Origin of the sequence: Streptomyces sp. NPDC101160, assembly GCF_044768205.1 — a bacterium.
Taxonomy (GTDB): Bacteria; Actinomycetota; Actinomycetes; order Streptomycetales; family Streptomycetaceae; genus Streptomyces.
The window spans coordinates 578,767-603,612 of the sequence record NZ_JBIWPJ010000005.1; the positions used below are offsets into that span (position 1 = coordinate 578,767).

The 24,846-nt window shown below is 73.3% G+C and carries 26 protein-coding genes, 1 other RNA gene and 1 pseudogene; 11 read left to right on the forward strand and 17 right to left on the reverse strand.

The features are described from left to right. Positions 1-2: 2 nt before the first annotated feature. Both eda and yaaA read right to left on the reverse strand, forming a co-directional pair. Positions 3-629: a bifunctional 4-hydroxy-2-oxoglutarate aldolase/2-dehydro-3-deoxy-phosphogluconate aldolase gene (gene eda, locus ACIRSU_RS18895; protein WP_403793644.1), complete on the reverse strand. Its 627-nt coding sequence runs from the start codon at positions 627-629 to the stop codon at positions 3-5. Between the two features lie 86 nt (positions 630-715). Next, on the reverse strand, positions 716-1,483 hold the full coding sequence (gene yaaA / locus ACIRSU_RS18900) for a peroxide stress protein YaaA (protein ID WP_403793438.1): 768 nt from the start codon (positions 1,481-1,483) through the stop codon (positions 716-718). Positions 1,484-1,748: 265 nt separating this feature from the next. On the opposite strand from yaaA, the gene ACIRSU_RS18905 reads away from it, so the two are divergent. After that, positions 1,749-3,185 carry an RNB domain-containing ribonuclease gene (locus tag ACIRSU_RS18905; protein ID WP_403793440.1) on the forward strand — a complete coding sequence of 479 codons (1,437 nt, stop codon included), beginning with the start codon at positions 1,749-1,751 and terminating at the stop codon, positions 3,183-3,185. Here ACIRSU_RS18905 and ACIRSU_RS18910 read toward each other — a convergent pair. Further along, positions 3,130-3,951, reverse strand: coding sequence for a hypothetical protein (locus tag ACIRSU_RS18910; RefSeq protein ID WP_403793442.1), 822 nt, complete (start codon positions 3,949-3,951; stop codon positions 3,130-3,132). The genes ACIRSU_RS18905 and ACIRSU_RS18910 overlap by 56 nt on opposite strands. Continuing rightward, entirely contained in the window at positions 3,948-4,754 is an 807-nt protein-coding gene (locus tag ACIRSU_RS18915; protein ID WP_403793646.1) for a MerR family transcriptional regulator, read from the reverse strand. The genes ACIRSU_RS18910 and ACIRSU_RS18915 overlap by 4 nt, the downstream gene beginning before the upstream one ends. Positions 4,755-4,908: 154 nt before the next feature. On the opposite strand from ACIRSU_RS18915, the gene rnpB reads away from it, so the two are divergent. Then, positions 4,909-5,307: RNase P RNA component class A (rnpB, locus tag ACIRSU_RS18920), an RNA gene on the forward strand. Positions 5,308-5,340: 33 nt separating this feature from the next. Here rnpB and ACIRSU_RS18925 read toward each other — a convergent pair. Continuing rightward, entirely contained in the window at positions 5,341-5,655 is a 315-nt protein-coding gene (locus ACIRSU_RS18925; protein WP_403793443.1) for a MazG-like family protein, read from the reverse strand. 185 nt (positions 5,656-5,840) lie between these two features. Here ACIRSU_RS18925 and ACIRSU_RS18930 point away from each other — a divergent pair, with 185 nt between their 5' ends. Further along, the gene (locus ACIRSU_RS18930) at positions 5,841-6,173 is read left to right on the forward strand and encodes a nuclear transport factor 2 family protein (RefSeq protein ID WP_403793445.1); all 333 of its coding nucleotides are present in this window, start codon (positions 5,841-5,843) and stop codon (positions 6,171-6,173) included. A gap of 30 nt (positions 6,174-6,203) precedes the next feature. On the opposite strand, the gene ACIRSU_RS18935 is transcribed toward ACIRSU_RS18930, so the two are convergent. Continuing rightward, on the reverse strand, positions 6,204-6,956 hold the full coding sequence (locus ACIRSU_RS18935; RefSeq protein ID WP_403793447.1) for an SDR family oxidoreductase: 753 nt from the start codon (positions 6,954-6,956) through the stop codon (positions 6,204-6,206). 140 nt (positions 6,957-7,096) lie between these two features. Between ACIRSU_RS18935 and ACIRSU_RS18940 the strand changes: the two are divergent. From ACIRSU_RS18940 to ACIRSU_RS18950, 3 genes and pseudogenes are all read left to right on the forward strand, one after another. Then, positions 7,097-8,576: pseudogene (locus ACIRSU_RS18940) on the forward strand (alkaline phosphatase D family protein); the annotation flags it as partial. Between the two features lie 32 nt (positions 8,577-8,608). After that, entirely contained in the window at positions 8,609-9,901 is a 1,293-nt protein-coding gene (locus ACIRSU_RS18945) for a multidrug effflux MFS transporter (RefSeq protein ID WP_403793449.1), read from the forward strand. Between the two features lie 9 nt (positions 9,902-9,910). Then, positions 9,911-10,888: a small ribosomal subunit Rsm22 family protein gene (locus ACIRSU_RS18950; protein ID WP_403793451.1), complete on the forward strand. Its 978-nt coding sequence runs from the start codon at positions 9,911-9,913 to the stop codon at positions 10,886-10,888. A gap of 95 nt (positions 10,889-10,983) precedes the next feature. On the opposite strand, the gene ddaH is transcribed toward ACIRSU_RS18950, so the two are convergent. Continuing rightward, on the reverse strand, positions 10,984-11,820 hold the full coding sequence (gene ddaH, locus ACIRSU_RS18955) for a dimethylargininase (RefSeq protein WP_403793453.1): 837 nt from the start codon (positions 11,818-11,820) through the stop codon (positions 10,984-10,986). Between the two features lie 368 nt (positions 11,821-12,188). On the opposite strand from ddaH, the gene ACIRSU_RS18960 reads away from it, so the two are divergent. Next, complete coding sequence (locus ACIRSU_RS18960; protein WP_403793455.1) at positions 12,189-12,968, forward strand: bifunctional DNA primase/polymerase; 780 nt, start codon at positions 12,189-12,191, stop codon at positions 12,966-12,968. A gap of 62 nt (positions 12,969-13,030) precedes the next feature. Here ACIRSU_RS18960 and ACIRSU_RS18965 read toward each other — a convergent pair whose 3' ends face one another. Genes ACIRSU_RS18965 through efeO form a run of 4 tightly spaced genes read right to left on the reverse strand, consistent with a single transcriptional unit; the run spans position 13,031 to position 17,417 of the window. Next, entirely contained in the window at positions 13,031-14,074 is a 1,044-nt protein-coding gene (locus ACIRSU_RS18965; protein ID WP_403793456.1) for a hypothetical protein, read from the reverse strand. Next, positions 14,034-14,921, reverse strand: coding sequence for an iron uptake transporter permease EfeU (gene efeU, locus ACIRSU_RS18970; RefSeq protein WP_403793458.1), 888 nt, complete (start codon positions 14,919-14,921; stop codon positions 14,034-14,036). Before efeU ends, ACIRSU_RS18965 begins: the two co-directional genes overlap by 41 nt. A 38-nt stretch (positions 14,922-14,959) precedes the next feature. Beyond that, a complete protein-coding gene (gene efeB, locus ACIRSU_RS18975) occupies positions 14,960-16,246 on the reverse strand; it encodes an iron uptake transporter deferrochelatase/peroxidase subunit (protein ID WP_403793460.1) in 1,287 nt (428 codons plus the stop codon). A gap of 19 nt (positions 16,247-16,265) precedes the next feature. Further along, positions 16,266-17,417: an iron uptake system protein EfeO gene (gene efeO, locus ACIRSU_RS18980; RefSeq protein WP_403793462.1), complete on the reverse strand. Its 1,152-nt coding sequence runs from the start codon at positions 17,415-17,417 to the stop codon at positions 16,266-16,268. A gap of 257 nt (positions 17,418-17,674) precedes the next feature. Between efeO and ACIRSU_RS18985 the strand changes: the two genes are divergently transcribed. After that, positions 17,675-18,367, forward strand: a complete 693-nt coding sequence (locus tag ACIRSU_RS18985) for a PhzF family phenazine biosynthesis protein (RefSeq protein ID WP_403793464.1) — start codon at positions 17,675-17,677, stop codon at positions 18,365-18,367. Positions 18,368-18,370: 3 nt separating this feature from the next. On the opposite strand, the gene ACIRSU_RS18990 is transcribed toward ACIRSU_RS18985, so the two are convergent. Both ACIRSU_RS18990 and map read right to left on the reverse strand, forming a co-directional pair. Continuing rightward, the gene (locus ACIRSU_RS18990; RefSeq protein WP_403793466.1) at positions 18,371-19,021 is read right to left on the reverse strand and encodes a heme oxygenase (biliverdin-producing); all 651 of its coding nucleotides are present in this window, start codon (positions 19,019-19,021) and stop codon (positions 18,371-18,373) included. Positions 19,022-19,089: 68 nt separating this feature from the next. Further along, positions 19,090-19,947, reverse strand: coding sequence for a type I methionyl aminopeptidase (gene map / locus ACIRSU_RS18995; RefSeq protein ID WP_403793468.1), 858 nt, complete (start codon positions 19,945-19,947; stop codon positions 19,090-19,092). A gap of 58 nt (positions 19,948-20,005) precedes the next feature. Between map and ACIRSU_RS19000 the strand changes: the two genes are divergently transcribed. Further along, on the forward strand, positions 20,006-20,236 hold the full coding sequence (locus tag ACIRSU_RS19000; protein ID WP_403793470.1) for a hypothetical protein: 231 nt from the start codon (positions 20,006-20,008) through the stop codon (positions 20,234-20,236). Between the two features lie 22 nt (positions 20,237-20,258). On the opposite strand, the gene ACIRSU_RS19005 is transcribed toward ACIRSU_RS19000, so the two are convergent. Beyond that, on the reverse strand, positions 20,259-21,029 hold the full coding sequence (locus ACIRSU_RS19005; protein ID WP_403793472.1) for a zf-HC2 domain-containing protein: 771 nt from the start codon (positions 21,027-21,029) through the stop codon (positions 20,259-20,261). A 5-nt stretch (positions 21,030-21,034) separates the two neighbouring features. Continuing rightward, positions 21,035-21,610, reverse strand: coding sequence for an RNA polymerase sigma factor (locus ACIRSU_RS19010; RefSeq protein ID WP_403793474.1), 576 nt, complete (start codon positions 21,608-21,610; stop codon positions 21,035-21,037). A gap of 170 nt (positions 21,611-21,780) precedes the next feature. Here ACIRSU_RS19010 and ACIRSU_RS19015 point away from each other — a divergent pair, with 170 nt between their 5' ends. Together ACIRSU_RS19015 and ACIRSU_RS19020 are read left to right on the forward strand one after the other, a co-directional pair. Next, positions 21,781-22,281 (forward strand): plastocyanin/azurin family copper-binding protein, encoded by a 501-nt coding sequence (locus ACIRSU_RS19015; protein ID WP_403793476.1) that lies wholly within the window; start codon positions 21,781-21,783, stop codon positions 22,279-22,281. Between the two features lie 16 nt (positions 22,282-22,297). Beyond that, entirely contained in the window at positions 22,298-22,759 is a 462-nt protein-coding gene (locus tag ACIRSU_RS19020; RefSeq protein ID WP_403793478.1) for a hypothetical protein, read from the forward strand. Here ACIRSU_RS19020 and ACIRSU_RS19025 read toward each other — a convergent pair. Together ACIRSU_RS19025 and ACIRSU_RS19030 are read right to left on the reverse strand one after the other, a co-directional pair. Next, a complete protein-coding gene (locus ACIRSU_RS19025) occupies positions 22,756-24,027 on the reverse strand; it encodes an MFS transporter (protein WP_403793648.1) in 1,272 nt (423 codons plus the stop codon). The two genes, ACIRSU_RS19020 and ACIRSU_RS19025, sit on opposite strands and share 4 nt — an antisense overlap. A gap of 212 nt (positions 24,028-24,239) precedes the next feature. After that, positions 24,240-24,845: a hypothetical protein gene (locus ACIRSU_RS19030; RefSeq protein ID WP_403793480.1), complete on the reverse strand. Its 606-nt coding sequence runs from the start codon at positions 24,843-24,845 to the stop codon at positions 24,240-24,242. Between the last annotated feature and the right edge of the window lies 1 nt (position 24,846).

Sequence of the window (24,846 nt, forward strand, 5' to 3'; positions counted from 1 at the left end):
TCTCAGCCGAGCAGTGCGGCGACCTGCCGGGCCAGTGCCTCCACCCGGGCCCAGTCCCGGCCCGCGAGCGCGTCCGCCGGCAGCATCCACGTACCGCCGACGCAGGAGACGTTCGGCAGCGCCAGGTAGCGGGACGCGTTGGCGGGCGAGACGCCGCCGGTCGGGCAGAAACGGGCGCGGGGGAGGGGGCCGGCGAGGGACGTGAGGTACGGGACGCCGCCCGCCGCCTCCGCCGGGAAGAACTTCATGTCCGTGACCCCGCGTTCGAGCAGCGCCACGACCTCGGAGGCCGTCGACACGCCCGGCAGGAACGGCACGCCGGGCTCCCGCATCGCGTCGAGGAGGCCGTCCGTCCAGCCAGGGCTGACGAGGAAGCGCGCCCCCGCGCCGACCGCGTCCGCGACGCCCGCCGCCGAGACGACCGTGCCCGCGCCGACGACCGCCTCGGGGACGCCGTCCGCGATCGCCCGGATCGCGTCGAGCGCGGCGGGGGTGCGCAGGGTCACCTCGATCAACGGCAGACCGCCGGCAACGAGGGCGCGGGCCAGCGGTACGGCGTCGGCGGCGTCCTCGATGACGACGACCGGGACGACGGGCACGGCGGGGGCGAGGTCGAACACGCTCGTCATGCGCATGCGCCTCATCCTCCCGAGGGCGAGTGACACGCACAACGGGCATTGCGCATGTTGCAACGCCCTACGAGGGCGTGGCCCGCTCAGTGGATCTCGTCCACCAGGACGTCCAGGAGCCCCGCCTTGCCGCCCTCTTCCACCACGTACCCGAGGTCCCGCAGCGCCTCCACCAGCTCCTCCCGGCTCCCCGGCGCCGCACCCGCCTCGAGCAGGCTGCGCACGATCCGGCCCTTCGTCGCCTTGTTGAAGTGGCTGACCACCTTCCGCGTCGGCGCGTGCAGCACCCGCACCGTCGCCGTACGCGCCGCCACCTCGCCCTTCGGCTTCCACGCCGCCGCGTACGCCGACGAGCGCAGGTCCAGGACCAGCCCGTCGCCCGCCGCCTCCGGCAGCACCGTCGCCATCGCGCCCCGCCAGTGCGCCCCGAGCGCGCCGAGGCGCGGCAGCTTCACACCCATCGAGCAGCGGTACGAGGGGATCCGGTCCGCGACCGTGACCGCGCCCCACAGCCCGGAGAAGACCAGCAGGGACCGGCCGGCCCGCTCGCGCGCGGCCGCGTCCAGCGTGGCCAGGCCGAGCGCGTCATACAGCACGCCCGTGTAGATCTCCCCGGCCGGCCGCGCGCCGGCCGTCCGCAGCTCGGCGTTCTTGGCCACCTCGCCGCGCAGCCCCTCGCTGAGCCCGAGCACCTCGCGCGCCTTCTCCTCGTCGGCCAGGCACAGCTCCACCAGCTCGTCGAGCACCGCCGCCCGCGCCTCCGCGAGCCCCGGCAGCGACAGCGACTCCGCCTTGAGCGGCGCCCCGCTCCCCGAGGCGGCCTTTCCTTCGGAGGGCGGCAACAGGACGAGCACGGTGGGTCTCCTTCGTACATACGGGGGGTGGCGGGGGTGCGGCCCCACCGGCCCAGCGTACGAGGTCGGGCCGGGGCCCCGGTCCGCCCCGCCCCGTCCGGACCCGCCCCGGCCCCGCCCGCTCCGCCGACCCCGCGCCCCGCCGACCCTGCGCCCCGCCGACCCCCGTGCCCCGCCGATCGCCGCGCCTCGTCGATCGCCCGCCTCGCCGATCCCCGCGCCCCGCCGACATGCCGCGTCCCCACCCCCGCCATACGCTCGGTCCATGCCCCGCCGCCACATCCATGTGATCGCCGCAGCGGACGACCCGCTGCGGGCCGCCCTGCGTGCGCTGCGCACCGAGCTGGCGATTCCCGACGGCTTCCCGGAGGCCGTTCTCGCCGAGGCCGAGGAGGTCGCGAAGGCGCCGCACCTGCCCGACGAGGACGCCACCGACATCCCCTTCTTCACCATCGACCCGCCGACCTCCCGCGACCTCGACCAGGCCATGCACCTGGCCCGCCGGGACGGCGGCGGCTACCGGGTTCACTACGCCATCGCCGACGTCGCCGCCTTCGTCGCACCCGGCGGCGCGATCGACGCTGAGGCCCACAAGCGGGCGAACACGCTCTACCTGCCCGACGGCAAGGTGCCGCTGCACCCCGCCGTGCTCTCCGAGGGCGTCGCGAGCCTGCTGCCCGGCAACACCGTGCCCGCCCTGCTGTGGCGCCTCGACCTCGACGCCGAGGGCCGCACGGTGCACACCGACGTGCGCCGTGCGAAGGTCCGCAGCCTGTCCAAGCTCGACTACGAGGGCGCCCAGGCCCAGATCGACGCCGGCACCGCCGAGGAGCCGCTCGCCCTGCTCGCCACCGTCGGCCGGCTCCGCGAGGCGCTGGAGATCGAGCGCGGCGGGATCTCCCTCAACGTCCCCGAGCAGGAGGTCACCCAGACCGACGGCTCGTACACCCTCGAGTACCGCGCCGTGCTCCCCGTCGACGGCTGGAACGAGCAGATCTCGCTGATGACCGGCATGGCGGCGGCCGACCTGATGATCGCCGCGGGCACCGGCATCCTGCGCACACTGCCGCCCGCCCCGGACGGGTCCGTCGCCCGGCTGCGCCGTTCGGCGAAGGCCCTCGGCATCGACTGGCCGCACCACGTCTCGTACGCGGCCCTCATCCGCTCCCTCGACCCGCACAACAGCAGGCACGCCGCCTTCCTCCAGGACGCCACCACCCTGCTGCAGGGCTCCGGCTACACCCCCTTCACCGACGGAAACGTCCCGTCGCCCGCCATCCACGCAGCCATCGCCGACGAGTACACGCACTGCACGGCCCCGTTGCGGCGTCTCGTCGACCGGTACGCGGGCGAACTCGCCCTCGCGGCCGTCGCGGGCACGCCGCCGCCCGAGTGGGTGCTGCACGCCCTGGACGGACTGCCCGCGGACATGGCGAGGGGCGGCAAACTCGCCGGCAAGGCCGAACGGGAATCCGTCGACATCGTCGAGGAGGCCTTGATGAGCCATCGGATCGGGGAGGTCTTCGACTCGATCGTCATCGACCTGAAGACGGCCCACACCGGCGTCGTACACCTGGAGGACCCGGCCGTCATCGGGGACGTCGTCGCCGACGGAGCCCGCCTGCCGCTCGGCGACCCGTTGCGGGTCAGGCTGACGCAGGCGGATCCGGGACGGGCGAAGGTGCGGTTCGCGCCCGCGTGACCGACTGGGCGAGGGCCTGGAACAGGGCCCGCGGGTCGTCCGCGTGCAGGCGCACGGTCCGCACCTGCCGCGGCGCCCCGAGCAGCCTCGGCGCGTCGACCGGTCCGGTCAGCTCCAGGGTGAGCGAGGTCTGCGAGCCGACGGCCAGGTTCAGCTCGCCGTCCGCCTTCTCGTGCGAGAACAGTGACTCGTGCCGCACGGCGGAGATCCGGTCCAGCGGTATCCGTACGTCCGTGTGCGCGGCCTGCCGCACCCGCAGCGCGTCCGCCGTGAGCAGGTGGGGGCGGGTCGCGGAGGCGGCGTGCAGGCCGAGCACGAAGAGCACGGTGTAGACGTCGAGGACGAGGAAGACGGCGTGCGGGACGGGCCACTCGGCGAGCAGGTACGACATGCCGACGGTCTCGACCACGCACACGAAGGCGAAGCCGTACATGAGCGGCGCCTGGTCGCGGGCGTGCGGGAACGGCACCGCTCCCGGCCCGCCGCGGTCCGGCCGCCGCGCGATCCACCGGCCCAGGCTCCCGAGCAGCCGCAGCTCGTGCCCGACGAGCCGCCGGGCCGGCTCGGGCACGAGCCGGCGCAGCGCCGCACGGGCCGTGAGCCCGCGCCGCCGCAGCCGCAGGAAGGCGACGCCGTTCGCGAGGAGCAGCAAGGCGGCGGCGGCCTCGGCGGCGGCCAGGACGGGCGCGGGAACCGGCACGCCGGCGCCGAGGCAGACGGCGAGGACGAGTTCGGCGGGCAGCAGGACGTAGACGGTGTACTTCATCGTGCCCGCTCCGAGGCCAGGCCCGAGCCCCGTTCCGAGGCCTGCTCCGAGCCTCGGCCGGAGGTCCGCTCCGCTGCCCGCTCCGCGACGAGACGCCGTGCGTGCCGCACGGCGGCGGTCTGCGCCGGTGCGAGGTCGTCGAAGAACACGTCCGCGAGCCCGCTCTCGGGCACCTCCACGCCCACCTCGTCGGGCAGTACGGCGGCGAGCGCGGCGCCCGCCGCCGCGACGCGCGGGTCGTCGGGTGCGGCGTCGGCGAGGGCGTCGAGGCGGGCGTAGAGCGCGGGTGCCTGCGGTGCGACCCCGCGCATCAGCTCCATCAGGCGGGCCCGGTCCTGCTCGGGCACGACCGTGTCGAGCATGAGGAGGATCTCCCGGTCCTTCATCGCCGTCGGCGACGCGGCGGCCGGCCCGGGCAGCTCGGCGAGCAGCCCGGCCAGCGCCGGTGACACCGGTCCGTCGGCCGCGAGCCGCCCCTCCCGGGCCTCCGCGAGCAGCTCCGCGAGCCGCGCCCGCCGTTCCCGGATCACCCGCTCCTGCCGCCCCAGATCCTCGTCCAGCTCCTTCAGGACCTCCACCAGCTCCCGCCCCTCGTCGTCCGCGAGTACGTCTCCGACCTCGTCGAGCCCGAGCCCCAGCTCCGTCAGCCGCCGGACCCGCGCGAGCAGCACCGCGTCCCGGATCCCGTACTCCCGGTAGCCGTTCGCCCGCCGCACCGGCTCCGGCAGCAGCCCGAGCCGGTGATAGTGCCGCACGGCCCGCGGGGTCACCCCGACGAGCGCGGCGAGCTCGCCGATCCGCATGCCCTTGCCCGTACGCATGTACATGCCCCCAGTAGAAACCTTGACGCTGCGACAAGGTCAAGCCTGATGCGTGGGCAGTCTCCGGCCTGGAGACTGCCGGGTTCCGCTGATCCGCCCGGGTCCCGACGCCAGGTAGCATGGTCGGCACGGCAGACGAGCCGGGCGGGCGGCCGCGTGGGGATCCTCGGATCCTCCCGAGGAACGTCCGGGCTCCACAGGGCAAGGTGGTGGCTAACGGCCACCCGGGGTGACCCGCGGGACAGTGCCACAGAAAACAGACCGCCGGGGACCTCGGTCCTCGGTAAGGGTGAAACGGTGGTGTAAGAGACCACCAGCGCCTGAGGTGACTCAGGCGGCTAGGTAAACCCCACCCGGAGCAAGGTCAAAAGGGAACACCTCGGTGTTCCTGCGCGGACGATCGAGGGCTGCCCGCCCGAGTCCGCGGGTAGACCGCACGAGGCCGGCGGCAACGCCGGTCCTAGATGGATGGCCGTCACCCCGACGACCGCGAGGTCCCGGGGTACAGAACCCGGCGTACAGCCCGACTCGTCTGCCCCACTCTCCACCCCCTCTCCCTCGCCCCCGCTCATTCGAGGGACCGGGCCGCCACCCTCCGCAGATGCGCCTCGAACACCTTCCGCGCGTCCGGGTTCAGCGTGCGCAGCGCCACCATCGCCGTGATGACGACGTCGCAGAGCTCGGCCTCGACGTCCTGCCAGGTGTGGCTGTGGCCCTTGCGCGGGTTCTGGCCGGTGGCGCCGATCACCGCCTGGGCCGCCTCGCCGACCTCCTCGGAGAGTTTGAGGACGCGCAGCAGGATCTCCTGGCCGGGCGGGAGCTGCTGATGGGCCGCGAGCCATTCCTGGAGACGGGCGATGGTCGGCCAGACGGGATCGGTCATGGTCGGCAGCCTGCCCCTTCCGGGGCACCGGTGAAACGGGGCGGAGGCACCGCCGCCCGCTCTCCCCGCCCCCTCTCGCCGTCCGCTCTTCCTGCCCGCTCCCCGTCCGCTCTTCCTGCCCGCCCGGGTGACCCCGTCGGTGTGTTGAGCGGCGGGTCCGGCGAGGTCGCCGTACGGTCCGGGGCGTGACCGTTCCCGTGGAGCAGCTCAGCGATCCCGCCGTGCGCGCCTTCGTGGCCGCGCTCAACGCCAACGACCGGGCCGCCTTCCAGGCCGCCCTCGCGCCCGGTGCCGGCATGTCCGACGACGGTTCGGACCGGGACCTCGACGACTGGACCGAGCGGGAGGTCTTCTCCTCCAACGGCCGCATGGAGGTCGAGGAGGAGACCGACGGCGGCCGCACGCTCGTCGCGACCTACACCAACGACACCTGGGGCTCGATGCGGACCGTCTGGCGTTTCACCGTCGACGGCGGCAAGGTCTCCCGCTTCGACACCGGGCAGGCGCCGACCGACTAGCCGCGACCGGGGTCTGCGGGCAAGGCGGCCTCAGCCCCGCCCGATGTACGGCATCGCCGTCGCCATCACCGTCGCGAACTGCACGTTCGCCTCCAGCGGCAGCCCCGCCATGTGCACCACCGTCGCCGCCACGTCCGCCGCGTCCATCACCGGCTCGACCGCCAGCTGACCGTTGGCCTGGAGGATGCCGGCCTGCATGCGGGCGGTCATGTCCGTGGCCGCGTTGCCGATGTCGATCTGGCCGCAGGCGATGCGGTACGGACGCCCGTCCAGGGACAGGGACTTGGTGAGGCCCGTCATCGCGTGCTTCGTCGCCGTGTACGCGATCGAGTGCGGGCGCGGCACGTGCGCCGAGATGGAGCCGTTGTTGATGATGCGGCCGCCCTGCGGCGACTGCTCCTTCATCGCGCGGTAGGCGGCCTGCGCGCACAGGAACGCACCCGTCAGGTTGACGTCCACGACCGCCCGCCAGGTCGCCGGTTCCAGGTCCTCGACCGGGGTGCCGCCGCCCGCGAACGAACCCGCGTTGTTGAAGAGCAGGTCGACCCGGCCGAACCGGTCGCGTACCGCCGTGAAGAGGGCCGCGACCTGCTCCTCGGACGTCACGTCCGTCGGTACGCACAGGGCCTGACCGTCCGGCAGGCCGGCCGCCGTCTCCTCCAGTGCGGACAGGCGTCGGCCCGCGAGCGCCACCGACCAGCCGGCCGCCGCGAGGGCCCGGGCCACGCTCCGGCCGATGCCCGAACCGGCTCCTGTCACCACTGCGACACGTGCGTTGCTCATGGGCGCGCAGCGTACGGCAGACGGGTGCCCCGTGAACTCATCCGTCCGACACGTGGATGTTCTGTACCCGACAAACTGAGGTCGTCCCGCCCCCCTGCAATAGCGGATGGACAGCATCCGTCAGGGGAGGGGCTCATGACACCCGTACCGACCCACGCCGACGAACTCCGCGCGATGGCCCGCCAGTTGGGACGCCGCCGCTTCCTCACCGCCACCGGCGCCGCCGCTGGGAGCTGGCCCGCGACGAGCGCTTCACCAAGGGCGTACGGCGCGGCACCGCGCCCGCGCACGCCGAGTTCGACCACACCGTGCACGTCGAGGTCGACGGACTCGCGCCCGGCCGCGACTACTTCTACCGCTTCCGCGCCGGCGCCTGGACCAGCCCGGTCGGCCGGACCCGCACCGCGCCCGCGCCCGGCGCGCACAACACCCGGCTGAAGCTGGCCGCCGTCTCCTGCCAGGCGTACCACGACGGCTACTTCACGGCCTACCGCCACCTCGCCGACGAGGACCTCGACGTCGTCTTCCACCTCGGCGACTACCTCTACGAGTACGCCGTGAACGCCACCGGTGGCGCCCGCGCCTACACCGACCGCAGGCTGCCCGACGTCTTCGACCGGGAGACGGTCACCCTGGAGGACTACCGGCTGCGCTACGCCCTCTACAAGTCGGACCCCGACCTGCGGGCCGCGCACGCCGCCCACCCCTTCGCCGTCACCTGGGACGACCACGAGACCGAGAACAACTACGCGGGCGACACCTCCGAGGACGGCATCCCGCCCGAGGAGTTCCTGATCCGCCGGGCCGCCGCCTCCTGATCCGCCGGGCCGCCGCCTACCGCGCGTACGGGAGAACCATCCCCCAAGCTCTCGGCTGCGCTCGAGCAGGGGGGACCCCCAGCGCCGCCCGCAGCGGCCCACCGGCCCCGACATGAGGCTGTACCGGCGGCTGCGCTTCGGGCGGCTCGCCCAGTTCGGCATCCTCGACACCCGCCAGTACCGCTCCGACCAGGCGTACGGCGACGGCTGGCAGACCCCCGGTCCGGAGTCCGAGGACCCGGCCCGCACCCTCACCGGCGCCGAGCAGGAGCGCTGGCTGATCGACGGCTGGAAGGCGTCCCGGACCCGCTGGAACGTGGTGCCCCAGCAGGTCGTCCTCTCCGAGCGCCGCAACGTCCCCGGCAGCGCCTTCAAGCTCTCCATGGACTCCTGGGACGGCTACCCGGCCTCCCGGCAGCGGATCCTCGCCGGCGCCGAGGCGGCCGGTGTCGAGAACCTGATGGTGCTCAGCGGCGACGTCCACGTCTCGTACGCCCTCGACATCAAGGCCGACTTCCGTGATCCGGCCTCCCGCACCGTCGGCACCGAGATCGTCGCCACCTCCGTCAGCAGCGGCAGGAACGGCTCCGCGCGGCCGTCCAACCACACCAACCTCACCCGCGCCAACCCGCACCTGTGCTTCTACGACGGGCGCCGCGGCTACGTCACCGTCACCCTCGGCGAGCGCGAGGCCCGCGCCGACTTCCGTACGGTCTCCCACGTGACGACACCGGGCGCGCCGGTCGTCACGGCGGCGTCCTTCGTCACCGAGGCGGGTCACCCCGGGCTCCGCCCCGCCTAACATAGGGAGGCTTTCAACGAAACGGAGCAGCGATGCCGGAGAGCGGCCGGACCACCACCAAGCCCCACATAGCCGACGCACCGGCCGCCTCCGCCCGCAGAGCCGGGCTGCTCGTCACCCTCGTCCTCGGCGGGCTCACCGCCCTCCCACCGCTCTCCATGGACATGTACCTGCCGGCGCTGCCGCAGGTCACCGAGGCGCTGCGGTCACCCGCCGCCACCGTCCAGCTCACCCTGACCGCCTGCCTCGCCGGCATGGCGCTCGGCCAGCTCGTCGTCGGCCCCATGAGCGACAAGTGGGGCCGGCGCCGGCCGCTGCTCGTCGGCATGATCGTGTACGTCCTCGCCACCGCCGTCTGCGCCCTCGCGCCCACCGCCGGGCTGCTCGTCGGCTTCCGGCTGCTGCAGGGCCTCGCGGGCGCCGCCGGCATCGTCATCGCCCGGGCCGTCGTCCGCGACCTGTACGACGGCGTCGAGATGGCCCGGTTCTTCTCCACCCTCATGCTGATCTCCGGCGTCGCGCCGATCGTCGCCCCGCTCATCGGCGGCCAGATCCTGCGGCTCACCGACTGGCGGGGCGTCTTCTGCGTCCTCACCGGCGTCGGCGTCCTGCTCACCCTCGTCGTCTGGCGCTTCCTGCACGAGACCCTGCCGCCCGAGCGGCGCCACGCGGGCGGCGTCGGCGAGGCCCTGCGCACCATGCGCGGACTCCTCGCGGACCGCGTCTTCACCGGCTACACGCTGGCCGGCGGACTGGCCTTCGCCGCGCTCTTCGCGTACATCACCGCCTCGCCCTACGTCATGCAGGAGATCTACGGCGCCTCCCCGCAGACCTTCAGCCTGCTCTTCGGGATCAACTCGGTCGGGCTCGTCGTCATGGGCCAGGTCAACGGCAAGCTGCTCGTCGGCCGGGTCAGCCTCGACAAGGCGCTCGGCTGCGGCCTCGCGGTCATCCTCACCGCGTCCCTCGCGCTGCTCGTCATGACCAGCGGCGTCTTCGGCGACCCCGGCCTCGCGCCGATCGCGGGCGGGCTCTTCGTGCTGATGTCGGCGATGGGCCTCACCCTGCCGAACACCAACGCCCAGGCCCTCATGCGCACCCCGCACGCCGCCGGCTCCGCCTCCGCGCTCCTCGGCACCTCGTCCTTCCTCATCGGCGCCGTAGCCTCCCCGCTCGTCGGCATCGCCGGCGAGACCACTGCCGTCCCGATGGCCGTCGTCCAGGTCTGCTGCGCGCTCGCCGCCGTCGCCTGCTTCCTGCTCCTGTGCCGCCCCTGGAAGGCGGCGCCCCGGAGCACGGACGCCGACGCCCGGGCCGACGCCTAAAATGTGGCGGTGAACGCCTCCCTCCCCTCCGCCGACACCCTGCGCGCCGCGCTCGCCGCCGTCCTCGACGGACTGCCGCCGCGCCAGGCCGCCCAGGCCGTCGAACGGCTGATCGCGAACTACCGGGGAGCCACCCCGACCCACGCGCCCGTGCTGCGCGACCGGTCCGACGTCGCCGCCTACGCCGCGTACCGCATGCCCGCCACCTTCGAGGCGGTACGGGCCGCCCTGTACGCCCTCGCGGACGCGGCGCCCGACTGGGCGCCCGCCACGCACACGGACGTCGGCGGCGGCACCGGCGCGGCGAGCTGGGCCGTCGCCGAGACCTGGGAGGGCGCGGCGCGCACCACCGTCCTCGACTGGGCCGAGCCGGCCCTCGCCCTCGGCAAGGAGCTCGCCGGGGGCGTCTTCGACGCCGAGTGGCGCCGGGAGCGGATCGGGGCGGCGCTGCGGCTGCCCGACTCGGACCTGGTGACCGTCTCGTACGTCCTCAACGAGCTGACCGAGTCCGACCGCACCGCCCTCGTCACCGAGGCCGCGCGCACCGCGCAGGCCGTCGTGATCGTCGAGCCGGGCACCCCCGACGGCTACGAGCGGATCATCGCCGCCCGCACCCTGCTGATCGACGCGGGCTTCACCGTCGCCGCGCCCTGCCCGCACAGCGGCGCCTGCCCGATCGTGCCCGGCACCGACTGGTGCCACTTCGCCGCCCGGGTCAGCCGCTCCTCGCTGCACCGGAAGGTGAAGGGCGGCTCGCTGCCGTACGAGGACGAGAAGTACGCGTACGTCGCCGCCACCCGGTTCCCGGTGACCCCGGCCCCGTCCCGGATCACCCGCAGGCCGCAGATCCGCAAGGGCCAGGTGCTGCTCGACCTCTGCGGCCCCGACGGTCTCGCCCGGGAGACGGTGACCAAGCGGCACGGGGCGCTCTACAAGGAGGCCAGGGACGCCGAGTGGGGCGACGCCTGGCCTCCCGAGGAGGACTAGGCCGGACCGGACCGGTCGGGGCCGGCCCGGGACCGGCCCGGGACCGGCCCGGGATCGGCCCGGGACCGGCTGGCACTGGCCGGCCGGATCAGGGGCTAGCCCGCCGGCCGCAGCTCCTGGGTGCAGCACTTCACGCTGCCGCCGCCCTTGAGCAGCTCGCTCAGGTCCATCCCGATCGGCTCGAAGCCGCGCGCCCGCAACGGCTCGAAGAGGCCCACGGCCGCCTGCGGGAGCAGCACGTGCCGGCCGTCGCTCACCGCGTTCAGACCGAGTACGGCGGCCTCCGGCTCCTCGACGACCAGCGCGTCGGGGAAGAGCCGCTCCAGGACGGTGCGGCTGCCGGGGGAGAAGGCGGCGGGGTAGTACATGATCTCGTCGCGGGCGTCGTCCAGGACGCACAGCGCCGTGTCCAGGTGGTAGTAGCGCGGGTCCACCAGCTCCAGGCCGATCACCGGGCGCCCGAAGAACTCCTGGGCCTCGGCGAGCGCGAGCGGGCTGGACCGGAAGCCGCGGCCGGCCAGGATCCAGGACGCGGTCACGGCGAAGTCGCCCTCGCCCTCGTTGACGTGCTCGGGGACTCGGACGTCCGCGTCCGGATAACCGTTCCTGCGGAACCAGTCCAGGTGTGCCGCCGCCTCGTCCGAGCGCTCCGGGTAGGCGAACCTGGCGCCGAGCACCCGGCCGTCGACCACGGTCGCGCCGTTCGCGGCGAAGACCATGTCCGGCAGGTCCGGGGCCGGTTCGAGCAGTTCGACGGTGTGGCCGAGCGCGCGGTACCGGTCGCGCAGGTCCTCCCACTGCGCGAGGGCGAGCGGCAGGTCGACCGGCTTCGTGGGATCCATCCAGGGGTTGATGGAGTACGTCACCTTGAAGTGCGCGGGTGGGCACATCAGATAACGGCGGGGCGAGGCATCGCGCGGGGTGGGGCGCAAAGAGGGCTCCTCTACGGTCGCTGATCGCTGAGCGCAGATCGTTGAGGACATGGTCCGCTCTCTCGGCGCCCCGCGCAGTGGACCGTTCGGGTGGTTCGGATGAAAAGCGAGTGGCGCCAAGGCCCCCGGCGCCGCCCGCGCCACCATCGACGAGCTGAACGCCCCCTGCGCGGACTCGCCCCTCGCTGACCGCGACCGGCCCGACCCCGGTTCCGAGCCCGTTCCGACCCCGGTTCCGCGCCCGTTCCGAGCCGGTTCCCGACCCCGGTTCCCGACTCCGGTCACCCGGGGCGCAGGATGGTGGGACCATGGAGGGCCAGCCGGGCGAACCCCGGCCGACCGGGCACGCATGAGGTGTGAGGGGATAGATGGGCGACGGCATCGGCCGCTACCGCGGCACGGAGAGCAAACTCGCGCAGTGGCTGCGCAGGCGCCCCAAGCGGACCAAGGCCGATACCGAGAACGAACGCGAGAAGCTGCTCCTGGCCGTCGCCGCCGCAGGGCTGCCGCTCGCCCCCGCCGCGTACCCCGTCGGCTACCGGTGTTCCTGTGAGCGGATCGGCTGTCCCACGCCCGCCCGGCACCCGGTCTCCTTCGCCTGGCAGACCCAGTCGACCACCGACCGCGCCCAGATCGAGCGCTGGGCCCGCACCCAGCCCGAGGCGAACTTCATCACCGCCACCGGCATGGTCCACGACGTGCTCGACGTGCCGCTGCCCGCCGGCCGCGCCGCCCTGGAGCGGCTGCTCGCCGAGGGCGTGGACGTCGGCCCGGTCGTCGTCTCCGACGCCGCCGAGGACCGGCCCGACGCGGGCCGCATGCTCTTCTTCACCGCCACCCGCGGCACCCCCGAGGACGAGGACGAGTGGTGGCCGTGCGAGCTGGACTGCCATCCGGAGACCATGGACGAGCATCCGGGCCTGCGCTGGCACTGCCGCGGCTCCTACGTCCTCGTACCGCCGTCCCGGCTGCCCGGTGACGAGGGCGCCCAGCCCGTCCTCACCTGGCTGCGCGGCCCGGAACACCCGCTGCCCGAGCCGCTGAACCTCCTGGAGGCCCTCACCGACGCCTGCGGCCGGCACGCGGCCGAGCAGGCGGAGCAGGGCGCCCCCGGGGACCACGAGATCGCCTGGCCGCTCAGCCGTTGAGAGTCCCCCCCGGCGGGACGCGACCGCCCGGGGGTGACCGCCCGGGGGCACCGTCCCCGGGGTCACGACCCTTCGGCCGCCGTCACGCCCTGGAGCCGGCTCAGGATCTCGGCCCTGTCGCCGTTCACGAGGACCGTCTGGCTGGACACCCACCGCTTGGTGACCGTGCTCTTCACCTCGCCGGTCAGCATCGCCTTCACGTCCGGGCCGACCTTCGGCCGGTAGCCGGGCGCGGCCGTCTGCCGCTCGAAGTAGCGGGTGGCGAAGAAGACGACGGCGCCGCCGTCCTGCGTGGCCAGTCCGAGGGGCGCGAAGTCGCCGCGGGACTCGGCCTGGTCGACGTACTGGGTGACGAGTCCGGGCCGGTTGGCCGCCTTCTTGCGCTCGGCGCGCCACTCGGTGGTGTGCGGGCCGGGTGCGAACGGCCCCGGCCGCCCGTCCTTGAGGAACAACACGTACCGCTCGCCCAGGTCCTTCGGCGCGACCGCGAGCCCGCCGGCGTCGGCGGCGACCGGCACCGCGTACCCCGCCTCCCGCTTGAAGGCGGGGATGCGGTCCGGGCTCAGGATCGACAGATAGGCGGCCTGCCACGGCTCGGCCGCGGCGCCGCGCACGAAGACAAGCACCCAGCGGGTGTCGGCGGCACCGCTGTCGGTGTCCCGGTTGGAGTCGGTGTCGGCGACGAACCAGCGCGGCCAGCCGGCCTTCCTGGGTATCGCGAACTTCGCGTCGGTGAGCTCCAGTGGCCGGTGGTTCGGGTTGCCGCCCGGGTTCGTCAGATGACGCGACCTCAGGCCCGCCTGGTTGATCTCCCCGAACGCGCCGGTGACCCGGTCCGCGTCGCGGGTCGGGTCGTACGCCTGGTCGGCGGCGTTGAAGGCGGTCGTGAAGTCCTCGAGCGCCTGCCGCGCCTCGGCCGGGGAGGCGGCCGGGATCAGCGCCTGCTCGCCGTGCACGGTCACACAGCCGCTCGCGGTCAGCGCGAGGAGGGCGGCCGTCGTCGCCGCCAGGAACGTGCGCGGGCCGGCCGGGAGTCCCGGCCGGCCCGACGCGCGGACGAGGGTGTCAGCCGGTCGCCTGGGCCCGGTTCGCCTGAGCCTTCTCATCGGTCTCGGTCGTCGCCTTCTGCTTCGCCAGCCGCTTGGACGGACCCGACCCTATCGGGGCCAGGAAGATCGCGAGCGTCGGGATCAGATAGAGCGCCCACACCGTGACCTGGACGACGGTCGGGTCGGGCTGGAAGTTGAACACGCCCTTGAGGAGGGTGCCGTACCAGCTGTCCGGCGGGATGGTCGCCGAGATGTCGAAGGCCTTGTTCGCCAGGCCGGGCAGGAAGTCCGCCTCCTGGAGGTCGTGCACGCCGTACGCGAGCACGCCCGCCGCCACCACGACCAGCATGCCGCCGGTCCAGGTGAAGAACTTCGCCAGGTTGATCTTCAGCGCGCCGCGGTAGAACAGCCAGCCCAGGAGCACCGCCGTGAGCAGGCCCAGGACCACGCCGACCAGCGGCGCGTACGTGCCGTCCGAGGAGGCCCGCACCGACGCCCACACGAACAGCGCCGTCTCCAGGCCCTCGCGGCCGACGGCGAGGAACGCGGTCGCCACCAGCGCGCCCGTGCCCATCTGCAGGGCCGCGTCCAGCTTGCCGTGCAGCTCGGTCTTCAGGTGCCGCGCGGTGCGCCGCATCCAGAAGACCATCCAGGTCACCAGGCCCACGGCGAGGATCGACAGCGAGCCGCCGAGCGCCTCCTGCGCCTCGAAGGTCAGCTCCTGCGAGCCGAACTCCAGGCCGGCGCCGAAGGCGAGCGCGAGCCCGACGGCGACGCCGATGCCGATCCAGATCGGCCGCAGGGCGTCCTTGCGGCCGGTCTTCACCAGGTAGGCGATGAGGATGCAGACGACGAGGCTGGCCTCGAGACCTTCGCGCAGGCCGATCAGATAGTTCCCGAACACGTCGGACTCCTTCTTCGTTACGCAGCTTCGTTACGCGATCACGCGAACAGCTCCCGGCCCCACCAGTCGTCCTTGTCGCGGACGCCCGGCGGAACCGCGAAGATCGCCGAACCGACGTGCTGGGTGTACTCGTTGAGCGCGTCATGGCGGGCCAGCTGGGTCTGCACCGGGATGAAGCCGGAGCGGACGTCGCGCTGGTACGCCAGGAAGAACAGGCCCGCCTCCAGGCGGCCGAGGCCGTCCGTGCCGTCCGTGAAGGAGTAGCCGCGGCGCAGGATGGTGGCCCCGCCGTTGGAGTCGGGGTGCGCCAGACGCACGTGCGAGTCCGGCTTCATGGCCTTCAGGAACGGCTCGTCGTGCTCCTTGGCCTTGCCGACCGGAGCGCCTTCCTTCTTGTCCCGGCCGAACACGTCCTCCTGCTCGGAGAGCGGGGTGCGGTCCCAGGTCTCGACGTTCATCCGGATCCGGCGGGCCACCAGGTACGAGCCGCCGGTCATCCACGCGGCGGCGCCCGGGGCGTCCTTGGCGGACACCCAGACGTGCTTGTCGAGGCGGTCGGTCTCGGTGCCGGCGATGTTGCGGGTGCCGTCCTTGAAGCCGAACAGGTTGCGCGGGGTCTGGGCGTCCGGGGTCGTCGACGACGTCTTGCCGAAGCCGAGCTGGGACCAGCGCACCGCGACCTTGCCGAAGCCGATGCGGGCCAGGTTGCGGATGGCGTGCACGGCGACCTGCGGGTCGTCGGCGCACGCCTGCACGCACAGGTCGCCGCCGCTGCGGGCCGGGTCCAGGTTGTCGCCGGGGAACTTGGGCAGGTCGACGAGGGCGCCGGGGCGCTTGCCGGCGAGGCCGAAGCGGCCGTCGAAGAGGGACGGGCCGAAGCCGATGGTGAGGGTGAGCCGGGACGGCTTGAGGCCGAGGGCCTCGCCGGTGTCGTCCGGCGGGGCCTCCGGGAGGCCGCCGTAGGCGCCCTCGCCGACCTCGTGACCGGCCGTCATGCGCTCGGCGGCGCGGGTCCAGTCCTTGAGGAGCTGGATCAGCTCGGCGCGGTCCGTCGTCTTCACGTCGAAGGCGGCGAAGTGCAGCCGGTCCTGGACGGCGGTGGCGATGCCGGCCTGGTGGGCGCCGTGGAAGGGCACCGCGGAGCCGGTGTCGGCGACGGGCGTGGTGGCGTCGTCGTGGCCCCGGGTCAGGGCGACGGCGCCGCCGGCCGCGGCCGCGCCGAGCGCGAGCCCGGCACCGCCCCAGCCGATGACGGCGCGGCGGGACGGCGACGCGGCGCCGGTGGTGTCCTCGGAGACCTGCTCGTTCTCACTCATGTCGTTCATGCCGGGTGTTCCCCTTGCCTTACTTCGCGACCGCGGCGGCGAGCTTGGAGAGCGGCTCGGCGAGCGCGTTGACGCCGTCCGAGAGCTCCTTGCGCTGTTCCTTGCCGACCTTCTCGTACGAGGTGAAGACGTACGCGTTCTTGTCGGTGCGGTACTTGTCGAGCAGCGTGTTCAGGGCGGCGAACTGCTTGTCGAGCTCGGCGGCCAGCTTGGGGTCGTTCTTCTGCGCGACCGGCTTGAGCAGCTCGAAGGACTTCTGGGCGCCCTCGACGTTGGCCTTGAAGTCGACGAGGTCGGTGTGGGAGTAGCGCTCCTCCTCACCGGTGACCTTGCCGGTGGCGACCTCGTCGAGGAGTTCCTTGGCGCCGTTGGCCATGGAGGTCGGGGTGATCTCGGCCTTGCCGACGCGCTTCTCCCAGTCCGCCAGGTCCTTGTCGAGGAGGTCGGCGAGCTGCTTCTCGCGGTCGGTGATCTTCTTGTCCTGCCACAGCGCCTTCTCCAGGCGGTGCCAGCCGGTCCAGTCCTTCACCGGGTCCTGGCCGGCCTCCAGGCCGTCCTCGCGGACGTCGACCTTCGGGTCGATGTCGCCGAAGGACTCGGCGACCGGCTCGGTGCGCTCCCAGCCGATGCGGGACTCGGCGTACGCCTTCTTGGCGGCCTCGACGTCACCGGCGCGGACGGCGTCGGTGAACACCTTCACCTTCGGCAGGGTCTGCTCGGCCTGCGCCTCCACGTACTGGCGGTACGCGGCGACGGCCGCGTCCAGCTCCGGTGAGCGCTTGGCGGCGCCCTTGCCGGTGGCGGTGACCTTCTGCTTGATGCCGTCGCCCTTCATGCCGGGCTTGCAGGCGATCTCGTAGTCACCGGCCTTGATCTCGGCGGTGATGGTCGCCTTGGTGCCCGGCCCGATGTTCTCGCGCTCGGTCACGATCCGCTCGTCCGGGAACAGCACGTACACCTCGGTGACCTGGTCGCCCCGGTTCTCCACGTCCAGCTTCACGTGCCCGGCCGGGAAGCTCGTCTTCGACACCTCGCACGCGGCGTCCTTGGCGACGACCTTGATCGCCCCGTCGTCCGCCTTGGCGTCGCTCTTCTGCGCGCACCCCGTGACGGCGGCCAGGCTCGCCGCGGCAGCGGCGGCGGTGACGACGGACAGACGGACGGCTCGCATGCGGTGCTCCACTCGGGGGACGGTTCGGAGAGGACGGGGTGAGGCGGACCTAACTTAACCGAGGCTTACCTCAGCAATACCCGCGCGTCCAGTGATTCAGCTCTCAGGGCGGCCCAGGGGGACACGGAGCGGTCACGGTGGGCTCATGGGGGCATCACGACTTGGTCAAGGGATGGTCAAGAGGGGGAGTTTGTCCGGCTTTCAGTTACGCGTGAGTAGGCCCGGCGGGCCGGAGGACTGGATGGTTGAATTCCGGCATGAACACGACTGACATCGACGTCCTGCGGGTCTTCTGCGCGGGCGACGGCCGGTACGGCAACAGGCTCGGGGTCGTACGTGACGGGCGCGGGTATCCCGATGAGGCCGTGCGGCAGGCGCTGGCCAAGGAGCTCGGGTTCAGCGAGACGGTGTTCGTGGACGATCCGGAGCGGGGGGTCGTCGACATCTACACGCCCGGGGTGCGGCTGCCGTTCGCCGGGCATCCGCTCGTGGGGGCCGCCTGGCTGCTCGATCTGGAGGTCGTCAATCCGCCGGTCGGGGAGGTGTGGGTGCGCGGGGACGGGGAGTTCACGTGGATCGAGGCGCGGGCCGAGTGGGCGCCGCCGTGGCCGCTGGAGCAGTTCGGGTCGGCGGCCGAGGTGGAGGCCCTGGAAGTGCCGGAGCCGGGGGTGGGGGTCCCCCCGGGACGAAGTCCTGGGGGGAGGGTCTACGCCTGGGCGTGGGAGGACGAGGCCGCCGGACGGGTCCGGGCGCGGGCGTTCCCCGGGCGCGGGGACGGGATCGACGAGGACGAGGCCACGGGCGCGGCGGCGCTGCTGCTCACGGCCGAGCTGGGACGGGCGCTCAACATCACCCAGGGCCGCGGCTCGCAGCTGCTCACCGCGCCCGGGCCCGACGGCATCGTGGAACTCGGCGGGCGGGTACGGATCGAGAACACCCGCGTCGTGTAGGCGTCACGCGCTGAGCGGGAACTCCCCGGACAGCTCCCGGAACACCGCGCCGTTGAAGTCGAACGCCCGCTTGCACTCGTCGACGATCCGCTGCTTCTCCAGGTCGTCCGCGCGCACCGCGTCGAGCAGCTCCCGGTACGTCCGCTTGAAGGCCGCCGGGTTGTCGATCGCCTCGAAGACGTAGAACCGCACGCCGTCGCCCTTGCGCGCGAAGCCCCAGGTCCGCTCCGCCCTGTCGCGGATGATCTGACCGCCCGACAGATCGCCCAGATAGCGGGTGTAGTGGTGGGCCACATAGCCCGCCGGCCAGTCGCGGGCGCATTCGGCGACCCGCGCCGCGTACGCCTCCGTCGCCGGCAGCGGCGAGAGCCCCGCCCGCCACCCCGCGCCCCGCAGATGCGCGAGGTCCTGCTCCAGGGCTGCCGTGCGGAACAGCTCCGGCTGTATGAACGGCCCCGCGACCGGGTCGGACGCCAGGGCCGCCGCGCCGTCCTCGAGCGCGCGGTACACGAACCACAACTGCTCCGTGTACCGCGCGTACGCGTCGACGGCGAGGCGGCCGCCGAGGAGGTCGCTCATGAACGTCGACGTCTCCGCCTGCGTGTGCTGCTCGTGCGAGGCCGTGCGGATCAGCGTCGAGAAGGGCGTGTCCAAGGCGGGCCTCCGGAAGGGTTCATCTCGTTCCCGACATCCTGTCGGTAAAACGCTACCCCTCCGACGGGTCAGGGCAACGTAAGAATGTCCGCCCCGGTCTCCGTCACCACCAGCGTGTGCTCGAACTGCGCCGTCCGCTTGCGGTCCTTCGTGACCACGGTCCAGCCGTCGTCCCACATGTCGTACTCGTGCGTGCCCAGCGTCAGCATCGGCTCGATCGTGAACGTCATGCCCGGCTGCATGACGGTCGTGTGGTGCGGGGAGTCGTAGTGCGGAATGATCAGCCCGGAGTGGAAGGACGAGTTGATGCCGTGCCCCGTGAAGTCCCGGACGACGCCATAGCCGAAGCGCTTGGCGTACGACTCGATGACCCGGCCGATGATGTTCACCTGGCGGCCCGGCTTGACCGCCTTGATCGCCCGGTTCAGGGACTCCCGGGTGCGCTCGACGAGCAGCCGGGACTCCTCGTCGACGTCACCGCAGAGGTAGGTGGCGTTGTTGTCGCCGTGGACGCCGTTGATGTACGCGGTCACGTCCAGGTTCACGATGTCGCCGTCCTTCAGGACGGTCGAGTCGGGGATGCCGTGGCAGATGACCTCGTTGACCGACGAACACAGCGACTTCGGGAAGCCGCGGTAGCCGAGCGTCGAGGGGTAGGCGCCGTGGTCGCACATGTACTCGTGGGCGACCCGGTCCAGCTCGTCCGTGGTCACGCCCGGCGCGATGTGCTTGGCGGCCTCCTCCATCGCCTGCGCGGCGATGCGGCCGGCGATCCGCATCCGCTCGATCGTGTCGGCGTCCTGCACCTCGGGCCCCGAGTACGGGGTGGGCGCGGGCTTGCCGACGTACTCGGGGCGGCGGATGGACCCCGGAACGGAACGGTGGGGGGAGAGCTCCCCCGGTACGAGAAGCGACTGGCCAGACATGTCAGCGAGTCTAACGACCGCGTCTGGGGCAGCATGGTGACGGAGGAAGGAGCCGAGGATGGCCCTGTTCAAGAAGCGCACGGTCGGCAAGCCGGGCGAGTGGTACTACTGCCTGGAGCACAAGAAGGTCGAGGAGGGCCCCGAGTGCCCGGCGAAGGACCGTTTCGGCCCCTACACCAGCCGGGAGGAGGCCACCCGCGCCATGCAGACGGCGCAGGAGCGGAACCTGGAGTGGGACACCGACCCGAAGTGGCACGACCGGGCCGGCAAGGACGAGTCGGCCGACTAGTGCCTGTCCGGGGCCCCAGGCGCTAGGCGCCGGGGAACCGCGCCGTCGCCAGGACGTCCCCGTCCGGGCCGAGCAGCCTGGCGCCGGTCACCGTCGTCGGATCGGCGCCGGCCGGCGCACCCCAGTACCCGTAGCCGTCCCTGAGCGGGAACGAGCCCACCGGAACCGTCGACCCGTCGGCATGGACGAGCACACAGCGGACCGGTCCGGCGGCCGCCCCGTCCAGGTCGACGGACATGTACACCCAGCCGCCGCCGCCCGGGTGCGCGTAGATCCGGCCGACCTCGTGGCCGCCCGCCCCCGTCCCCGACACCAGCGCCGCCTCCACGAGCCCCGTCCGCTGCGACACCGCCGGCGGCGCGCCCTCGACGACCGCCGAGCCGACCGCCCAGCCGCCGAACCCGCAGGCCACCGCCGCGGCCGCCCCGGCCGCCGCCAGCCGCAGCCGGTACCGGCGTGGCTTCCGTACGGGCGCCGCGCCCAGCGCCCGTACCACCCGGGACTCGAAACCGACCGGCGGCTCGGCACCCGGCAGCAGCGCGAGCAGCCCGTCGCCGACGGCCGTCAGCCGCTCGACGTACTCGCGGCATTCGGGGCAGCGGTCCAGATGCGCGACGGCCTCGGCCCGCTCGCGGGCCGGCAGGACCCCGAGCGCCAGCTCGGCGGCCAGCTCCCGCAGCCGCTCGCACTCCACGCCGCCACCGCCACCCCCGCCGCTTCCGCCGTTCATGCCGCCACCGCCGCTCCCGCTGTTCCTGCCGCCCGTGCCGTTCATGTCGCTCGTGCCGCCCACCGCCGTCACCTCCCCTCCGCCGGTTCGAGCAGCGCCCTTACCTTGATCGTCCCGGTCCGGATCCGGGTCTTCGCCGTGCCCAGCGGCACACCCTCGGCCTCCGCGATCTCGCGCGCCGTCATCCCGTAGATCCCGGCCATCACCAGCGCCCGCGCCTGCTCCCGGGGCAGCTCCGCCACCGCCCGCCGGACCCGCTCCGCGCTGTCGTCGGCGAGCGCCCGCCGCTCGGGCGTCTCGGTCACGGCGCCGAGCAGCGTCTCCAGGTCCTCCGGGGCCACCGGGCTCGCCCGCCGGGCCCGGACCGCGTCGATCGCCAGGTTGTGCGCGATCGTCGTCAGCCAGGCCCGTACGGAGCCGCGCCGCGGGTCGTACACCTGCGCGTGCCGCCAGGCCCGCTCGAAGGTCTGCTGGGCGACGTCCTCGGCGAGCTGGGGATCGCCGACGACGGCCACGGCCACACCGAAGACCGTGCGCTGGAAACGGCGCACGAAGGCGACCGCGAGTTCGGGGTCGCCCGTCGTCAGACCGGTGAGCAGCGCCTCGTCGGGTACCCGCCCGAGAGAAAGGCCCATGCGCCACATGTCAGGGATACGCTCCGCCGCCCGGAAGGGATTGCGCTCCGTGCCCCCCGGCATTCATTGTCCGCCCGCGAAGTCCCCGGAGCCCCCGGAGTCTCCGGAGTCCCCGCGACGCAATCCCTCACCCGTCCGACTCCGTATCCCCTTCCGGGGACGATCTGGAGGACCGACTCATGGCAACCGTACGAACCGGCAAGCGCCTGGTGCTCGGCGTGGCCGCCGGCGGACTGACCGCCCTGCTCGCCGCCTGCGGCAGCAGCGACAACGGCAACGGGGGCGGCAGCACGCCTCCGCCGCCCCCGCCGAAGTCCGGCACCTCGGCGACCCAGGTCACGGCGGAGCTGTCCGACTTCCACATCAAGCTGTCGACGGAGAAGTTCACGCCCGGCACCTACACCTTCACCGCGAAGAACACGGGCAAGCACGAGCACGCCCTGGAGATCGAGGGCAGCGGCGGCGAGAGCGACGAGCACCGCAGCCAGAACGTCTCGCCCGGCGAGTCCACCACCCTCACGGTGACGCTGAAGTCCGGCACGTACGAGGTCTACTGCCCGGTCGACGGACACAAGGACCTCGGCATGAAGACCGACATCACGGTCGGCGGAGCCCCGGCACCGGCCACGAACAACCCGTCGAGCCCTTCGAACAACCAGTCCCCGGGCACCGGCTACTGAGCCCGCCGAGCCTGCCATGACCACGAACGGAGCGGCCGCGCGGCTCGTCCTGCGCCTGGCCGGAGCGGGCCTGACGGCGACCATGGCCGCGATCCATCTGCGGCTGTGGGCCGAGGGCTACCAGGACCTCGCCACCATCGGCCCGCTCTTCCTGCTCAACGGCATCGTCGGCATCCTGCTCGCCGTGGCGCTGCTCGTCACACCCGAGCGCTGGCTCGGGCCGGTCGCCGCCGTCACCGCGCTGTTCACGGCCGGCACGCTCGGCGCGCTGTTCCTGAGCCTCACCACCGGTCTGTTCGGCTTCGAGGAGTCGATCGGCGCGGAGCTGGTCCGCCCGACCCTCTACGTCGAGACGGCGGGCGCGGCGGTCCTGACCACCCTGGCGGTGGCCTCCCTCAGCCACCACCACCTCCACCATCACCCGCACCGTCATCACCACGACCACCCTCACCCCGAGGACGACCAGCGGGAACGTTAGGCCGCGGTGACGGCTTCCTGCTGTGCCCTGCGCGCCAGCGCGTCCTCGTCCGTCGCGGCGTCGTACGCGAGCAGCTTCGGCAGCGCCAGGCACAGCAGCCCCACCGAGGCCACGCAGGCGAGACCGCCCGACCAGACCGCCGCCCGGGTGCCGGTCCAGCCGGCCAGCGTGCCCGCCCGGACCTGGCCGAGCTGCGGGCCCACGCCGTACGAGATGAGCTCGATGCCCGCCAGCCGGCCGCGCAGCTCCTCCGGGATGGTCTGGTTCCAGATGGTGGAGCGGCCGAGCCCGCTCAGCATGTCGCCCGCGCCGGCGACGGCCAGGCACAGCAGCACCGGCCACACGTTCCCGAACCAGCCGGCCGCGGCGATCGCCGCGCCCCACACCGTCGCCCCGGCCACCACCAGGAGCCCGTGCCGCCGCAGCTTCGACGTCCAGCCGCTGGTCAGGCCGAGGACGAGCGAGCCGACCGAACCGGCCGCGTACATCAGGCCGAGCGACCATTCGGCGTGCAGCTCGTCCGCGAGGAACGGGAAGATCGTGTTCGGGAACGCGAAGAACATCGCGGCCAGGTCGATCGCGTACGTGCCGAGCAGCACCGGCCGCGACCACGCGTACCGCGCGCCCTCCGCGATCCCGCGCAGCGAGGGCTTGTCGGCGTCGTGCGCGGCCGGCGCGGGCGAGAGCCCCCGGCACATCAGCACGGACACCACGTAGCCGGCCACGGTCACCCCGTACGCGGCGGCGTGCCCCGCGTACGCCACGACCAGGCCCGCGAGCGCCGGGCCCGCGATGGAGCCGATCTGCCAGCGCAGCCCGTTCAGGGCGGCCGCCGCCGTCTGCTGCTCGTGCGGCACGATCCGGGAGAGCAGCGAGTCGAGCGCCGGCCGCTGCAGCCCGGACAGCGCGGAGACGCCGGCGGCCACGACGTACAGCGGCCACAGCAGCGGGTGCGGCAGCAGGGCGTTCAGCAGGAGCAGCAGCGCGAGCAGGCCGAGCCCGGCCTCCGTCGCCACGATCACCCTGCGCCGGTCGACGGCGTCCGCGAGCGCCCCGCCGTACAGCCCGAACACCACCAGCGGGACGAGCTCCACCGCGCCCATCGCGCCGACGGCGAGCGGTGAGTCGGTCAGGTCCTTGATCTGCAGCGGCAGCGCGATCAGCGCCATGAAGCTCGCGAAGACGGTGACGGTCCCCTGGACCCAGAGCAGCCGGAAGTCGCGGGAGGAGCGCCAGGGGGCGAGATCGGGGAGGAGACGTTTCACCAGGGTCACGAAGGCCATGCTCTGGAGCCCGCCCGCCCCCGGGCAACCGAATAACCGTGTGGCCCTCTCGGCGGCGGGGGCGTGGCCAGTTGGTCGGGTTACCAGCGGGGTGGCGGGGGCGCGGTCAGCCGGCCCGCGAGCCGGGGCAGGCGGCGGTTACCAGCGGGGTGGCCGGGCGCTGTCGGTTTGATCGGCCTGCCGGGACAGGCGGCCGGTCACCACCTCGGCGGCGGGGGCGCCGTCAGCTGGTCCGCGAGCCGGGACAGCCGGTCGCGGAGGCGCAGCCGGCCACGGGGCGCCGGCGGCAGGCAGTTCTCGCCGGCCGCCGCGCTCACCAGGTGCTGCACCGTGTCCAGGTCGACCTCCGCGTCCGCCGCCACCGTCAGCGTCTCGTGCGCCAGCCCGCCCAGCTCGGGGTCGCCGCTGTCCAGGGACAGCACCGTCGCCCCCGCCCGGCGCGCGTCGTGGACCCGCTCGAGCAGCCCCGCCTCCGGCCGCGACGGCGCCACCATCAGCAGCGTCGCCCCGCGCCCCGCCGACTCGATCCGGCCGAGCCCGGCCGCCAGGTGCGGCGGGTCGCCGGGCCGCGCCCGGTGCCGTACGAGGGTGGGCGCGAGCTCCGGGCGGCCGGACCAGGCGGACTCGTCGACCAGGTGCGCGGCCAGGTGCCACGGCTCGTACTCCGCCGTGCCGACCAGGAGCAGCCCACCGCCGTGCGACACGACCGAGGAACGGAGCGAACCGGCGAAGCGGCGGGCGGCCGCCGGCCACTCCGTACCGGCGAGCACTTCGCGCAGCAGCGCGACACGTACGGCGTCCATG

Coding starts and splice junctions, on each gene's coding strand:
- efeB (WP_403793460.1), bottom strand. CDS start 16,246: ATGAACGACATGAGTGAGAACGAGCAGGTCTCCGAGGACACCACCGGC.
- ACIRSU_RS18925 (WP_403793443.1), bottom strand. CDS start 5,655: ATGACCGATCCCGTCTGGCCGACCATCGCCCGTCTCCAGGAATGGCTC.
- map (WP_403793468.1), bottom strand. CDS start 19,947: ATGTCTGGCCAGTCGCTTCTCGTACCGGGGGAGCTCTCCCCCCACCGT.
- ACIRSU_RS19000 (WP_403793470.1), top strand. CDS start 20,006: ATGGCCCTGTTCAAGAAGCGCACGGTCGGCAAGCCGGGCGAGTGGTAC.
- ACIRSU_RS18985 (WP_403793464.1), top strand. CDS start 17,675: ATGAACACGACTGACATCGACGTCCTGCGGGTCTTCTGCGCGGGCGAC.
- ACIRSU_RS18915 (WP_403793646.1), bottom strand. CDS start 4,754: ATGCGGATCGGCGAGCTCGCCGCGCTCGTCGGGGTGACCCCGCGGGCC.
- ACIRSU_RS18935 (WP_403793447.1), bottom strand. CDS start 6,956: ATGAGCAACGCACGTGTCGCAGTGGTGACAGGAGCCGGTTCGGGCATC.
- efeO (WP_403793462.1), bottom strand. CDS start 17,417: ATGCGAGCCGTCCGTCTGTCCGTCGTCACCGCCGCCGCTGCCGCGGCG.
- ACIRSU_RS18910 (WP_403793442.1), bottom strand. CDS start 3,951: ATGAAGTACACCGTCTACGTCCTGCTGCCCGCCGAACTCGTCCTCGCC.
- eda (WP_403793644.1), bottom strand. CDS start 629: ATGACGAGCGTGTTCGACCTCGCCCCCGCCGTGCCCGTCGTCCCGGTC.
- ACIRSU_RS18960 (WP_403793455.1), top strand. CDS start 12,189: ATGGGCGACGGCATCGGCCGCTACCGCGGCACGGAGAGCAAACTCGCG.
- ACIRSU_RS18905 (WP_403793440.1), top strand. CDS start 1,749: ATGCCCCGCCGCCACATCCATGTGATCGCCGCAGCGGACGACCCGCTG.
- ACIRSU_RS18965 (WP_403793456.1), bottom strand. CDS start 14,074: ATGAGAAGGCTCAGGCGAACCGGGCCCAGGCGACCGGCTGACACCCTC.
- ACIRSU_RS18945 (WP_403793449.1), top strand. CDS start 8,609: ATGCCGGAGAGCGGCCGGACCACCACCAAGCCCCACATAGCCGACGCA.
- ACIRSU_RS19010 (WP_403793474.1), bottom strand. CDS start 21,610: ATGTGGCGCATGGGCCTTTCTCTCGGGCGGGTACCCGACGAGGCGCTG.
- ACIRSU_RS19020 (WP_403793478.1), top strand. CDS start 22,298: ATGACCACGAACGGAGCGGCCGCGCGGCTCGTCCTGCGCCTGGCCGGA.
- ACIRSU_RS19015 (WP_403793476.1), top strand. CDS start 21,781: ATGGCAACCGTACGAACCGGCAAGCGCCTGGTGCTCGGCGTGGCCGCC.
- ACIRSU_RS19030 (WP_403793480.1), bottom strand. CDS start 24,845: ATGGACGCCGTACGTGTCGCGCTGCTGCGCGAAGTGCTCGCCGGTACG.